Genomic DNA, 13,152 nt, shown 5'->3' with positions numbered 1-13,152 from the left:
TGCCACACCGGCCACCACCCCGGGCAGACCCAGCCATCCTGCGTAGAGACAAGGACCAGCACTGTGACCGACGCACTCTCCCTCGTCGACGACTGGGGCCCCGAGAAGATCGTCGTCGTCTCGCACCGCCGCACCGGCATGAAGGGCGTGCTGGTCATCGACAACACGGCGCGCGGCATGGGCAAGGGCGGCACCCGCATGAGCCCCACCGTCTCCGTCGGCGAAGTCGCCCGCCTGGCCCGGGTGATGACATGGAAGTGGGCAAGCGTCGACCTCTTCTACGGCGGCGCCAAGGCCGGCATCGTCGCGGACCCCGCCTCGCCCGACAAGGAGGCGGTGCTGCGCGCCTTCGCCCGCGCGCTGTCCAACGAGGTGCCCCGCGAGTACGTGATGGGCCTGGACATGGGCCTGACCGAGAACGACGCCGCCGTCATCCAGGACGAACTCGGCGACCGGGGCGCGGCGGTGGGCACCCCGGCCCAGCTCGGCGGGGTCGCCTACGACCGGCTCGGCGTCACCGGCTACGGCGTCGCGGAGGCCACCGACGCCGCCGCACACCACCTGCGGCTGCCGCTCTCGGGGGCGCGGGTGGCGCTCCAGGGGTACGGGGCCGTGGGGCACGCGGCGGCGCGGCGGTTCGCGGAACTCGGCGCCACGATCGTGGCCGTGTCCACCGCACAAGGCGCCCTGCACGATCCGGCCGGGCTCGACGTGACCGCCCTCGAGGCCGCCCGCGAGGAACACGGCGACGCCTTCGTGACCCGCCACCCCGCGGGCACCCCGATCGCACCGGGCCAGGAGCTGACCGTCGACTGCGACATCCTCGTCCCGGCCGCCCTCCAGGACGTCATCGACGCCTCGACCGCCCACCAGGTCAAGGCGAAACTCGTGGTGGAGGGAGCCAACCTGCCGACCACACCCGAGGCCCAGGAGGTCCTGGAGAACCGGGGCGTCCACGTGCTGCCCGACTTCGTGGCCAACGCGGGCGGCGTCGTGGCGGCGGCCTTCGCCATGGACGCCCGCTACTCCGGCTTCCGCCCCGAGACACCCACCATCTTCGACATGATCAGCAAACGCCTGCGGGAGAACGCGGTGACGGTCCTGGACGAGGCCGCCCGCCGTGCCATCACCCCGCACGCGGCGGGCCGCGGTCTCGCGGAACAGCGGGTGCGGGAGGCGATGGTGAGCAAGGGGCGGATCCGGGCGTAGCGGAGGCAGGCTGTCCTGGGGCGGGGCGTGACCCGCCCTCCGCTTCACGACCCGTCGGTGAGGAAGCCCACCACGGCCTCCAGGAACTCCGCCTGCCCCTCGACGTTCGCCATGTGCACCGCGGGAAGGACGGTGAGCCGCGCCCCGGGGACGGCCGCGGCGAGCTCCTTGCCGTGGTCGGCCGATGTGACGGTGTCGTGCTCGCCCGCGATGACCAAGGTCGGGCTGTGGATGAGGGCGACCGTGCGACGCAGGTCGTAGTCCCGTACCGCGGCCCAGCTCCCGGCCACGCCCTCGCGCCGCGTGGCGAGCAGAGTGCGGCGGAAGCCCTCGACGACCTCGTTGTCACCGCGCAGCATGTGGGCCGGGAACCAGTTGTGCAGGAAGTTCTCCGCGGTGGCCTGCATGTCGGGGGCCTCCAGCAGTTCCGTGATCGGCCGGTCCCACTGGTGCGCCGGGCCGAGGTGTGCGGCGGTGTTGGAGAGCACCAGCCGGTCGACGCGCTCCGGGACGTGGATCCCCAGCCACTGGGCGACGATTCCGCCCAGCGAAAGACCCAGTACGTGCACCCGCCGCAGGTCCAGGGCGTCCAGCAGCTCCACCACGTCGCGCCCAAGGCGGTCCAGGGAGTACGGGCCGCTCGGGGCATCGGAGGCACCGTGGCCGCGCGCGTCGTAGCGCAGCAGCCGGAAGCGCTCGGTCAGGGCCGGCACCTGGCCGTCCCACATGTGGAGGTCGGTGCCGATGGAGTTCGAGAGCAGCAGTACGGGCTTGTCCTCGTCACCGTCGAAGCGGTAGGCGATGCGGACACCGTCTCCGGTGGTGATGGCGGTGGGGGTGTGCGCAGTCATGGCAACTCCAGTGATCCGGCGGCTATGTGCTCAGCCTAGGAACACCGTCTGCAGACTTCTATTACAAAGATCGAACGCAGACTGTAGGTTCGCTGGACAATGTCGATGTCGAACTTCACGCTCCACGAATTGCAGTGCTTCGACGCCGTCGTGCGCGGCGGCGGCTTCCAGGCCGCCGCCGATCTGCTGCACCGCTCGCACCCGTCCGTGTTCGCGGCGGTCGCCAAGCTGGAGCGCCAGCTGGGTCTGGAACTGCTGGATCGCTCGGGTTATCGGGTGCGGCTCACCGATGCCGGACACGCCTTTCACCGCAAGGCGCGCGTCCTGCTGCACGAGGCCGAGGAACTGGGGACCTACGCCGCGCAGTTGGCAATGGGCGAAGAGGCCGAGCTGCGCGTGGTACTCGGGGACCTGTGCCCGCTTCCACCGGTCCTCGAGCTGCTCAGCGGCTTCTTCGCGCAACGCCCGCAGACACGCCTCCATCTGCAGTCCGAGACCGTCACCGGCCCCTGGGAGCGGCTGTTGGAGGACGAAGCCGACCTCATCGTCCACCGGGTCCCCAAGAGCGACGTGCGGATGGAGTGGATCGACCTCGGCCGCATCGCGCTGGTGCCCGTCGTGGCACCCGGCTTCCTGCCCTTCCCTCCGGACACCGACATCACCCCGCAGCGGATGCAGACCTTCACCCAATGCGTGATCCGGGATTCGGCGCGGCATCCGTCCGAGCCAGGTCACTTCCTGGTCGAGGGCGCGCCCCAGAGCTCCGTACCTGACCACCTCATGAAGAAGGAACTGATCCTGCACGGCATGGCGTGGGGGCACGTGCCGCGATTCATGATCGAGACCGAGTTGAGTGACGGACGCCTGATCTCCATCGCCGGACGGCACTTTCCCGGTGTCGTCGAGGAACTCTCCGCAGCACGTCGGCGCGACCGGCCGCACGGGCCGGTCGCCGACCAACTGTGGGACTTCTTGGCCCGCCAGGCACCGGTGCTGAAACCGCCTCCCGTCGCCCACCCCGTGCCTGACCGGGAGTTGACGTAACGCGCACGTCCGGTGCGAGGCTGCTCACCAGCCGGTGAGATCTACCAGATATCGGCAGTGCGGGTCGTCCCCGGCATCGGCCGCCCGCCATTCCTCTTCAAGCAAGGAAGGAAGTGCTGCCAACAGCGCAGTCAGCGCACCGCCGGGCCGCACGTCCGCAGCGATCACACCGGGGACCTCGTCGCTGTCCATGTACAGACGCAGCAGGCCGTCGTCGCGAAAAAGGAACCCGCGAAGGTGTGACCTGGCCCGCTCCTCGGATGGATGAGCAAGGCTCCGCAGCAACGTGGCAGACCAGTCGTCCGTGGTGAAGGGGGCCTCTTCCACGTGCTCCGGATCGACCAGGTACAGGTCCATCCCCATGGTGGAAGTAATCCCATTTGCGGGGTAGATGTGCGTGCCGGTGTGCACCGCACGAAGCAAAGCGACGACGTCGTGCGCGGTACGCAGTTCGTCATCCTGCCGGAGCGGAATCTCGTACGCGGCCAGTCGATCCGGGGCACACTCGCCCCGGTCGCCGAGAACAGCTCGCACCGCCGGGGAACAAGTCGGCGCGGGCAGAACCCCGCGTACGTGCTGGTCCTCCAGTAGTGGCGCGTAGACGAAGTTCAACAGGAGGTCGACCACTTCCACCTGAAGCTCTTCGATCTCTCGGTCGTCCTCGCTCACGAAACTATTCATTCACCCAGTTTGGACACTTCTGCATGCCCTTGCAGTAAGCAGTGATTACCCCGACCACGTTGCCACGCCCTGCGTCGTACCTTTTGTCGGCCGTCTTGCGCGCGTACCGCACCTTGACGATGAGTTTCACGCGTCCGTGAGCCCTGTTCGAGGCCCATCCCCAGTACTGGATGTTGTGCCCCTGTACATCGTCGACGTTCCCCTGGATCGGGATGTTGACGATGGCGCACCTCTTGATGTTGTGCTTGCCGGAGAAGTGACTCCATCCCAGCTCACCGTTGCCAACGCGGGTGGGGACGTGCCGACCGTCAGGATCGGTTGCTGTGCACTTGACACTCCTGTTCCAGTGCGGACCCGCCTGGGCTGGAGCAGAGAAGCCGACGAGGAGCACTGTCGCCGCCGCGACAGGTGACACGAGTGCAGTGATCTTCTTCACGTCGCAGACTGTGACATGCCCAGGAGGGCTACGTAAGCACCCTAGGTGACTTCCCCTCGAACTGACCAATTGTCATATCGGGCGCACTTCCCAGGCGAACCGCATGCTCGGCTAGGCCGTTTCTGATGACTCTTGGTCGGTCACTGGGGAGATCGTCCGTGCTATGCGAGTCACCTCGCCGGAGCTTCGTTCACCGTTCCCAACACCCGCGCCCGGAAGTACCCGGGCACCTCCGCCCCGTCGAGCAGCCGCCCCACCGCCGTCCGCGCGGCCAGCGGGCCCACCAGGTTGCCGGAGCCCGAGTAGCCGCCCACCGCCATGACACCGTCGTGCACGGGGACGCACAGGGCGCGCTGGTCGGGGGTGTAGCCGACCGATGCCGCCCAGCGGTGGGTGACCCGCACGGGTTCGCCCGCGGCGCGTTCGGCCTGCTGGTCGATCCAGCGCTGGACCGGGGCGGTGGGGTGGTCGTCGAGGGTGTTCTCGGCGGACTCGTACCGGTCGCGGCCGCCCCCGATGAGCAGGCGGCCCTCGGCGTCCTGCTGCATCCACTCGAAGCCGTCGCGGCAGCCGAGCGGGCCGTCCAGGATGCGGCGCGAGAGCGGTGCGGTGGCGAGCATCTGGAGGCGTACCGAGCGCACCGTGCCCGCGAGTTGGGGGAGAATCGCGTCCAGTTTGCCGTCGACCGCCACCAGGATCACGCGTGCCCGAACCGTGCCCTCGCCGGTGTGGGCCGCGCCCGATTCGATGCCTGCGACGTGGCTGTTCTCGTGCAGTACCGCGCCGCGCTCGAGGCAGTGGGTCGCCAACTTCAGGGCGCGTACCGTCGGGTTGATGCGGGCCCGGTTCGGGAGCACCAGGCCGCGGCCCATCTCGCCGTCGTAGTCCTCGACCGGGATGCCCGCCTCGCGCATGACGGCCGCGTCCGCGCGCAGGGCGGCGAGGTGTTCGGCCTCCAGGGCCCGCTCGGCGTCGTCCCGCGGGCCGCGCACGAAGCCGGCGATCCGGTAGAGCGGAGCGCGCTCGACGACCGCGGGCCCGAGCTGTGTCTCCAGGCGCCGCAGCTCGGCGTCGCTGTCGTGGTAGAGCGCGATCCGGTCGGCGCGGGGCACACCGTTCGCCTCCGAGGCGAGGGACATGGCGCCGCCGCCCGAGAGGATGCCGCCGTTGCGGCCCGCCGCGCCCGCCGCCACCCGGCCCGCGTCGAGGCCGACCACCGAAAGGCCGCGGTCGAGGAGCGCGTCGACGGCCGCGAGTCCGCTGCCGCCCAGGCCCACCACGCACGCGTCGGCCGTCACATCGCCCCTCAGGGGCGGCAGACCGACCCAGTCCCGGGCCACGTCCACGGTGTCCCAGCCGACTCCGGCCGCGACTGTGCTGTCGTACGTCACCGTTGCTCCCACGTCGTCTACAGCACCTTCGAGAAGAAGGCGCGGGTGCGTTCGTGCCGCGGGTCGTCGAGGACCGCCGAGGGTGTGCCCTGCTCGACGACCATGCCGTCGTCCATGAACACCATGTGGTCGCCCACCTCGCGCGCGAAGCCGACCTCGTGTGTCACCACGATCATCGTCATGCCGCTCCTGGCCAGCTTGCGCATGACCTCCAGGACCTCGCCGACCAGCTCCGGGTCGAGCGCCGACGTCGGCTCGTCGAACAGCATCAGCTTCGGGTCCATGGCCAGAGCCCGCGCGATCGCCACGCGCTGCTGCTGGCCTCCCGACAGCTGGGAGGGATCGGCGTGCTCGCGCTCCGACAGGCCCACCTCGGCGAGGAGTTCACGGGCGCGCCGGGTCGCGGCGGCCTTGCTCTGCCGCTTCACCTGGACCGGGGACTCGATGACGTTCTCCAGCGCCGTCATGTGCGGGAACAGGTTGAAGCGCTGGAACACCATGCCGATGTCACGCCGCTGACGGGCCGCCTCCCTGGGGTGCAACTCATACAGTTTGCCTCCCTGTTCGCGGTATCCGACCAGGCGCCCGTCCACGTACAGACGGCCGCCGTCGACCTGCTCCAGGTGGTTGATGCAGCGCAGGAAGGTGGACTTGCCGGAGCCGGAGGGGCCCACCAGGACCGTCACGGTGCCCGGAGCCACCTCGAGTGAGATGCCCTTCAGTACCTGCGCGTCGCCGAAGCGCTTGCGCACGGCGCGTGCCTCGACCATCAGTGGGCTGTCCGTGGGGCCGCAAGTCCGGTTGTCCGTACGGGATTCAGGGGTTGCCGTCACGCCTTCTCACCGTCCTCGTCGGCCGCCGCGCGCCGCTGACGCCCGCGCGCCGCCCGCGCGTCACCGCGCGCGTAGTGCTTCTCCACGAAGTGCTGACCCACCATCAGTACGCTCGTCATCGCGAGGTACCACGTGCACGCCACGAGCAGCAGCGGAACCGGCTGGTAGAGCACCCCGGAGATGTCCCGCACCCGGACGTACAGTTCGACCGACACCGGGATGGCCACCACGAGCGACGTGGTCTTGAGCATCCCGATCAGGGAGTTCCCGGTCGGCGGGATGATGACGCGCATGGCCTGCGGCATCACGATGCGGCGCATCATCTTGCCGCGGGGGATGCCGAGCGCCGCGGCGGCCTCGCGCTGCCCCTGGCCCACCGACAGGATGCCGGCGCGCATCACCTCGGACATGTACGAGCCCTCGTTCAGGCCGAGTCCGATGCAGGCGGCCACCATCGGCGTGAACCACGGCTTGGTGTCGACGCCGAACAGCAGGCCCACGCCGGGGATGTCGAGCCCGATCCGCGGATACAGGCTGGTGAACAGGCCCCAGAAGACCAGCTGTACGTAGACCGGAGTGCCGCGGAAGGCCCAGATGTACAGCCAGGCGGCATAGCGGAGCACGAAGTTCTCCGACATCCGCGCCACCGCCGCGAGCAGGCCCGCCGCGGTCGCGATCAGCATCGAGATCAGGGTGATCAGGACCGTCACGCCCGCGCCCTTGGAGATGCGCTGGTCGAAGAGGTACTTCAGGTACGTGTGCCACAGATAGTTCTCGTTGCCCGCGGCGCTGATGGCGAACAGCACCGCCAGCACCACCACGACCGCCGCGGACACCCACCGCCACGGGTGCCGCAGCGGCACGGCGTGGATGTCGTCCGTGTCCGCCCCGGGCCGGAGCGCCGTACCCGCTGACACCGGCTCAGGAGCCTCCATTGACCTCGAACGTGTCGACGGCACCGGCCTGCACCCCCCAACGTTTCAGGATCTTGTCGTACGTGCCGTCCTTCTCGATCGCCTCGAACGCCGCCACCAGGGCGCGGCTCAGATCACTGCCCTTCTTGAGCGGTGTCCCGTACGGCGCGGCCTCCAAGATGCCGCTGGACAGGCGCAGTTGGCCGTGGCTCTGCTTCACGGCGTACGCGGTCACCGGCGAGTCGGCGACGCTCGCGTCGGCCTTGCTCACCGCCACGGCGGTCGTGGACTGCGTCTGGTCGTCGTACGAGTCGATCTTGATGGGTGGCTGCCCGGCCCTGAGGCACTTCTTGCTGAGCGCCGGCAGATAGTCGAGCAGCTGGTACGTGTTGTTCTGCGCGCCGACCGTCTTGCCGCACGCGTTGTCCGGGCCGACCTTCTCGGTCCTGGTGCCGCTCGCCCACTGGGTGCCGGCCTTGTAGTAGTCGACGAAGTCGACCTTCTGCCGACGCTCGGCGGTGTCGGTGAAGGACGAGACCCCGATGTCGTAGTCCCCGACGCCGAGGCCCGACAGGATCCGGGGGAAGTTCGACTCGACGTACTTCGCCTTCAGGCCCAGCTTGGCGGCCATCGCGTCGCCGATCTCGACGTCCCAGCCGACGATTCTGTTGTGCGAGTCGCGGTACTCGTTCGGGAAGTAGTTGGGTCCGATGCCGATCTTCAAGTAGCCCTTGTCCGCAACCGACTTGGGTACCAGTCCGGCCAGTTCGGCTTCCGCGGCGACCTTCACCTTCGGTCCGGCCGGGCTGCCGGTGTGCTCGGTGTTCTTGACGCATCCCGTCAGGGCGACGGCGCAACTCAGGGCGAGCGCGGCGGCTGTGCCCCGACGCCTCCTGGCCTTCATGTCTTCCCCTCGCGACGACTTGCGGCGACGTGGTGCGACGCGTGGCGACGTGTGGGGACACCACTGCTGCGCCGATCAAGGCCACTATCCGGAACCGACGGTTCGCTCCACAAGGCTCAGCAGCACCACAGAAATGACTGCCGAAGCGCAGCGTTGCTTACCCTGGCCGCGGGGTGGGGAAGGAAGACGCGCTCAGGCGGACACGCGAGACACCAGGCTCATCTCGAGCACCTCGGTGCGCGGGGCCGCACCGCCGATCATGTCGAGGGCCAGACGCGCCGCGACATGTCCCTCCTGCACGAGCGGCTGCGCGACCGTGGTCAGCGGCGGCTCCGAGGTCTCGGCGATGGCATGGCCGTCGAAGCCGACCACGGCGACGTCCCCGGGGACCTGCCGCCCGGCGGCGTGCAGGGCGGCCAGCGCGCCGACGGCGATGCGGTCGGAGCCCGCGAGAACCGCGTCGATGTCGGGGTGCGCCTCCAGCAGGCGGGCCGTCGCCGCGTGTCCGGCCGCGGTGTCCCAGCCGGTGTGCACGACGAGCGCCTCGTCGAGGCGGGACCCGAGCACCTCCGCGTAGCCGCGCCGGCGGTCGACGGTCGCCGGGTTGTCCGCCGGGCCGAGCACGACGGCCACCCGCTCGCGCCCGTCGGCGAGCACCCGCTCCGCCGCGAGGCGGGCCCCGCGCACGTCGTCGGAGTAGACCGTCGAGAAGATCCCGTCGTACGGCGAGTCGACGAGCTGCCCGCACAGGACCACCGGCAGCCCGGTGCCCGCGAGGGACTCCAGCAGGTCGCTGCCCCGGTACGGGGTGAGGTGGACGACCGCGTCGACCGAGCGCCGGCCGAAGCTGCGCAGCGCGAGCGCGCGCTCCGACTCGCTGGACGCCTGAATGATCACCGGCAGGAAGCCGCTGCCCGTCAGCCCCTCCGCGACACCGCGCAGCACCCTGCCGTACGTCGGGTCGTCGAACAGCTCGTCCAGCGGCTCGGTCACCAGGACGCCCACCGTCTCCGCGCGGCCGGTGGCCAGGGCGCGGCCGCGCGCGTTCAGCACGAAGCCGGTGCGCTCCACGGCCTCCTGCACGACGCGCTTCGTCTCGGGCGTGACGAGGTCCGAGTCGTTGAGCGCGCGGGAGGCCGTCGCGCGCGAGACCCCCGCCTCGCGGGCGACATCGGCGATCGTCACGGAGCGCGGAGCGCCGGGCCTGCCTCGGGGCATCGGGGGACCTTTCCGTACGGGCAGGGAGCCCGTGACCAGGACGAACAACGAAGTGCAGTGCTCAGTATCGCCCAGATGACGTGCTGTCAGGACGGCGGGTGCGGACGCGCGAGGTGAGATCCAGGTCACATTCGACGGCTGTTGTGACGCACGAATGTAACCGGTTACATTCCGGATCATGACGATCCACCTCACGGACCCGGCCGACCGGGACCGGGCCGACCGGGAGTCGGCGGACTGGGAGAACCCCGCCCTCACCGGACGCCATCGGCTGCCCGCGCGGGCGTACTTCTTCGGCTACGAGACGGCCGAGCTGGCCCGCACCATGGACCGCCGCCGTTCGCGCGGCTTCGTCGATCTGACCGGCGACTGGCGGTTCCGGCTCTTCGACCACCCGGCGCGCGTCCCCGCCGCCGGGCTCGCCGAGGAGTCCGAGGGCTGGGACACCGTGCGCGTGCCGCACCTGTGGCAGGTCGACGGGTATGGGCGGTTGCAGTACACCGACGAAGGCTTCCCGTTCCCGGTCGACCCGCCGCGGGTGCCCGCCGACGACCCGACCGGCGTCTATCAGCGCACCGTCGAACTGCCCGAGACGCCGGACGGCGAGCGCACCGTGCTCCGCTTCGACGGGGTCGAGAGCTACGCCGAGATCTACTGGGACGGCGCCTACGTCGGCATGACCAAGGGCTCGCGCCTGAGCGCCGAGTTCGATGTCACCGACGTGGCACACCCCGGCACCAACCACCTCGTCGTCAAGGTGCTCCAGTACTCGGACGGCACGTACCTCGAGGACCAGGACATGTGGTGGGCGTCCGGGATCTTCCGCGACTGCTATCTGCTGAGCCGGCCCGCCGCGCACCTCGCCGACTTCTTCGTGCGCACCCACCGCCTCGCGGACGACCGCGCCGAACTTGTTTTGACGACCAGTGCCGTCGGGGAGCCGGAGGTCACCTGGGAGGTGTACGACGGCGAGCGCCTCGTCGCCTCGCGCGCCGTCACACCGGGCACGGACGCCACGCTCGTCGTCGAGGGCGCACGGTTCTGGAACCCCGAGGACCCGTACCTGTACGACATGCGCCTGACGGCCCGCGCCGCCGACGGGACCGTGGAGCATGTGCCGCACCGCCTCGGCCTGGCGGAGGTGACCATCGTCGACGGACGCCTCCTGCTCAACGGCACACCGTTCAAGATGCACGGCGTCAACCGGCACGACCACGACGACCGGCACGGGCGCGCCGTCGGCATGGCCCGCGTCGAGCGCGACCTGCACCTGATGAAGCAGCACAACATCAACGCCGTGCGCACCGCGCACTACCCGAACGACCCCCGCTTCTACGAACTGTGCGACCGCATCGGCCTGTTCGTGCTCGCGGAGACGGATCTGGAGACGCACGGTTTCGCCAACATCGGCGACCTGTCCCGGATCACGGACGACGAGGCGTGGCAGACCGCGTACGTCGACCGGATCGAGCGGCACGTGCTCGCGCAGCGCAACCACGCCTCGATCGTCATGTGGTCCCTGGGCAACGAGTCCGGGTACGGGCGCAACATCCCCGCCATGTACCGGCGTTGCAAGGAACTCGACCCCACACGCCCGGTGCACTACGAGGAGGACCGGGACGCCGAGGTCGTCGATGTCATCTCCACCATGTACTCGCGTGTCTCGCAGATGAACGACATGGGGGAGCACCCGCACCCCAAGCCGCGCATCCTGTGCGAGTACGGGCACGCCATGGGCAACGGGCCCGGCGGACTCGCCGAGTACCAGCGGGTCTTCGAGACCTGGGACAGCATCCAGGGGCACTTCCTGTGGGAGTGGTGCGACCACGGCCTCGTCGCCACCACGGACGACGGCCGCGAGTACCACGCCTACGGCGGCGACCACGGGGACTTCCCGCACAACGGCAGCTTCTGCATCGACGGACTGGTCTTCCCGTGGCAGGAGCCGAGCCCGGGACTCGTCGAGTACAAGCACGTCATCTGCCCTGTGCGCGTCGAGTACGCGGACGGGGTGTGCACCGTGACGAACGGGCGCTGGTTCACCGACCTGTCCGACGTGCTGGTCGTCCTCGAAACGCTGCACGACGGCCGCGTCGTCGGCTCCCGCACACTCACCCCGGGCCCCGTGCCGCCCGGCAAGGCATGGAGCGAGGTCGTGCACACGGACGTCGCGGCGCACGGCGAGACACATGTCAGCGCCCGCGTCCTGTCCACCACCGCGCACGAATGGGCGGAGCCGATGCGGGAGTTGGGCCGGTTCCAGACGCTCGTCGCCGATCGTTCCCGCCGCACCGCAGGGCCGGTGAAGCGCGCGGCCGTCGCCGCCGAGGCCGACGCCACCTCGCTCACCGTCACCACCCCGGCCGGCGACCGGTACACGGTCGACCTGCTCACCGGCGCCCTGTCGTGGCGCAGCCACGGGCGCGAACTCCTCCAGGAGCCGCCCCGCGTCGGCTTCTGGAAGCCCCTGATCGACAACCACCAGCAGGAGAACGACGAGCTGTGGGCGCCCCGGTTCCTCGCGCACCTGCAGACCTCGACGCGTGATATCTCGTGGCGGGAGCAGGACGGCGCGGTCGTCGTGGAGGTGGCCCAGCGCATCGCGCCACCCACCCTCGACATCGCCATGCGTGTCTCGCTGACCTGGACCCTCGCCGCCGACGGCGTACACCTGGTCGTCGCGGGCGAACCCGTCGGCGACTACCGCGACATCGTGCCCCGCATCGGTCTGTCCTTCGCGGTCCCGCGCGAGCTGCGCGCCGTCGACTGGTACGGCCTCGGGCCCGGCGAGAACTACCCGGACTCCCGCGCGGCCGCCACCCTCGGCCGCTGGCACACCTCCGTCGACGACATGTTCACCCCGTACGTCGTGCCCCAGGACTGCGCCAACCGCGGCGAGGTGCGCTGGGCGGCCCTCACCGACCCGCACGGTGACGGGCTGGCCGTGCGGGCGGTGGCCTCGGGCCCCTTCGCGTTCTCGGCGTGGCCGTACTCCGCGGCGGCGATCGACGCCGCGCGGCACCGCACCGACCTCGCGGCGGAGGACCGCGTGACCGTGAACATCAACCACCGTGTGCTCGGCCTCGGTTCCAACTCGTGGGGCAGCGAGGTCCTCGACACCCACCGGGTCCGCTTCGAGCCGTTCCGCTTCGAGCTCGACCTGCGCTCGGTGTCCGCCGCCGCGCCCCACCACGACGAAGGGACCGCCTCGTGAGGATCTTCCGCGACCATGCCCACCTCGAAGAGGTGCTCGGCGGTGTCACCAAGTGGGAGCGGACGCTCCAGGCGCTGCGCACCGAGGGACGCCCCCTCGGCGTCATGTACTCGGTGGGTGACTCGCTCACGACGATGCGCGAGCACACCGACGCGCTCGCCACGGACGCCTTTGTCGCCCGCCGCCGGTACCTGTACGTCCTGTCGCCCGTCGACGGGGACGCCGAGATCGAGTCGGCCCCCGTGGCTGCGCTGGAAGGGGCCGTGGGATACAGCGACTTGACCGACCGTCAGTATCTGCGCGGCACGGGGGAGCGGCACACCGTCCCGCGCGGCGCCGTCCTCGTGGCAGGACCCGACGACGCGGTCCGTGTCCTGTCGGCACCCGCGACGACGGCGGTCGTCGCCCACGTGACCGTGGAGGGCGCCACCTTCCACAACAAGTAGCCGCACCGCCC

General features: G+C 70.0%; 12 protein-coding genes. 4 read left to right on the top strand and 8 right to left on the bottom strand.

Annotated features, from left to right (window positions below; translation table 11 throughout):
• Positions 1 to 63 precede the first annotated feature (63 nt).
• The gene (locus ACZ7L4_RS41025; protein ID WP_472110171.1) at positions 64 to 1,209 is read left to right on the top strand and encodes a Glu/Leu/Phe/Val family dehydrogenase; all 1,146 of its coding nucleotides are present in this window, start codon (positions 64 to 66) and stop codon (positions 1,207 to 1,209) included.
• A 44-nt stretch (positions 1,210 to 1,253) separates the two neighbouring features.
• Here the strand turns inward: ACZ7L4_RS41025 and pcaD are convergent, their stop codons facing one another.
• Complete coding sequence (pcaD, locus tag ACZ7L4_RS41020) at positions 1,254 to 2,060, bottom strand: 3-oxoadipate enol-lactonase (RefSeq protein WP_472110170.1); 807 nt, start codon at positions 2,058 to 2,060, stop codon at positions 1,254 to 1,256.
• Between the two features lie 105 nt (positions 2,061 to 2,165).
• Here pcaD and ACZ7L4_RS41015 point away from each other — a divergent pair, with 105 nt between their 5' ends.
• Complete coding sequence (locus ACZ7L4_RS41015) at positions 2,166 to 3,104, top strand: LysR family transcriptional regulator (RefSeq protein WP_472110169.1); 939 nt, start codon at positions 2,166 to 2,168, stop codon at positions 3,102 to 3,104.
• Between the two features lie 24 nt (positions 3,105 to 3,128).
• Here ACZ7L4_RS41015 and ACZ7L4_RS41010 read toward each other — a convergent pair whose 3' ends face one another.
• The 7 genes from ACZ7L4_RS41010 to ACZ7L4_RS40980 form a co-directional block, all read right to left on the bottom strand.
• Positions 3,129 to 3,773, bottom strand: a complete 645-nt coding sequence (locus ACZ7L4_RS41010; protein ID WP_472110168.1) for a hypothetical protein — start codon at positions 3,771 to 3,773, stop codon at positions 3,129 to 3,131.
• A gap of 4 nt (positions 3,774 to 3,777) precedes the next feature.
• Positions 3,778 to 4,221, bottom strand: coding sequence for a hypothetical protein (locus ACZ7L4_RS41005; RefSeq protein ID WP_472110167.1), 444 nt, complete (start codon positions 4,219 to 4,221; stop codon positions 3,778 to 3,780).
• A gap of 170 nt (positions 4,222 to 4,391) precedes the next feature.
• Positions 4,392 to 5,624, bottom strand: a complete 1,233-nt coding sequence (locus ACZ7L4_RS41000) for an NAD(P)/FAD-dependent oxidoreductase (RefSeq protein ID WP_472110166.1) — start codon at positions 5,622 to 5,624, stop codon at positions 4,392 to 4,394.
• A gap of 5 nt (positions 5,625 to 5,629) precedes the next feature.
• Positions 5,630 to 6,382 (bottom strand): amino acid ABC transporter ATP-binding protein, encoded by a 753-nt coding sequence (locus tag ACZ7L4_RS40995; RefSeq protein WP_472110165.1) that lies wholly within the window; start codon positions 6,380 to 6,382, stop codon positions 5,630 to 5,632.
• Positions 6,383 to 6,441: 59 nt separating this feature from the next.
• Positions 6,442 to 7,362, bottom strand: coding sequence for an amino acid ABC transporter permease (locus ACZ7L4_RS40990; RefSeq protein WP_472110164.1), 921 nt, complete (start codon positions 7,360 to 7,362; stop codon positions 6,442 to 6,444).
• A 4-nt stretch (positions 7,363 to 7,366) separates the two neighbouring features.
• Entirely contained in the window at positions 7,367 to 8,263 is an 897-nt protein-coding gene (locus ACZ7L4_RS40985) for an ABC transporter substrate-binding protein (protein WP_472110163.1), read from the bottom strand.
• A gap of 192 nt (positions 8,264 to 8,455) precedes the next feature.
• The gene (locus tag ACZ7L4_RS40980) at positions 8,456 to 9,481 is read right to left on the bottom strand and encodes a LacI family DNA-binding transcriptional regulator (protein WP_472110162.1); all 1,026 of its coding nucleotides are present in this window, start codon (positions 9,479 to 9,481) and stop codon (positions 8,456 to 8,458) included.
• A 178-nt stretch (positions 9,482 to 9,659) separates the two neighbouring features.
• Here ACZ7L4_RS40980 and ACZ7L4_RS40975 point away from each other — a divergent pair, with 178 nt between their 5' ends.
• Both ACZ7L4_RS40975 and ACZ7L4_RS40970 read left to right on the top strand, forming a co-directional pair.
• A complete protein-coding gene (locus ACZ7L4_RS40975; RefSeq protein WP_472110161.1) occupies positions 9,660 to 12,695 on the top strand; it encodes a glycoside hydrolase family 2 TIM barrel-domain containing protein in 3,036 nt (1,011 codons plus the stop codon).
• Positions 12,692 to 13,141 (top strand): NanQ anomerase/TabA/YiaL family protein, encoded by a 450-nt coding sequence (locus tag ACZ7L4_RS40970; RefSeq protein ID WP_472110160.1) that lies wholly within the window; start codon positions 12,692 to 12,694, stop codon positions 13,139 to 13,141. Before ACZ7L4_RS40975 ends, ACZ7L4_RS40970 begins: the two co-directional genes overlap by 4 nt.
• Positions 13,142 to 13,152 lie beyond the last annotated feature (11 nt).

The organism is Streptomyces sp. NPDC107575 (assembly GCF_055657265.1).
The sequence above is the reverse complement of the archived record's forward strand: the minus strand, read 5'-3'. Positions and strand labels throughout refer to the sequence as shown.

What these genes read in the sequence shown, in the direction of transcription:
- pcaD (WP_472110170.1), bottom strand. Translation starts at nt 2,060, where the DNA reads ATGACTGCGCACACCCCCACCGCCATCACCACCGGAGACGGTGTCCGC.
- ACZ7L4_RS41015 (WP_472110169.1), top strand. Translation starts at nt 2,166, where the DNA reads ATGTCGAACTTCACGCTCCACGAATTGCAGTGCTTCGACGCCGTCGTG.
- ACZ7L4_RS40995 (WP_472110165.1), bottom strand. Translation starts at nt 6,382, where the DNA reads ATGGTCGAGGCACGCGCCGTGCGCAAGCGCTTCGGCGACGCGCAGGTA.
- ACZ7L4_RS40985 (WP_472110163.1), bottom strand. Translation starts at nt 8,263, where the DNA reads ATGAAGGCCAGGAGGCGTCGGGGCACAGCCGCCGCGCTCGCCCTGAGT.
- ACZ7L4_RS40980 (WP_472110162.1), bottom strand. Translation starts at nt 9,481, where the DNA reads ATGCCCCGAGGCAGGCCCGGCGCTCCGCGCTCCGTGACGATCGCCGAT.
- ACZ7L4_RS40975 (WP_472110161.1), top strand. Translation starts at nt 9,660, where the DNA reads ATGACGATCCACCTCACGGACCCGGCCGACCGGGACCGGGCCGACCGG.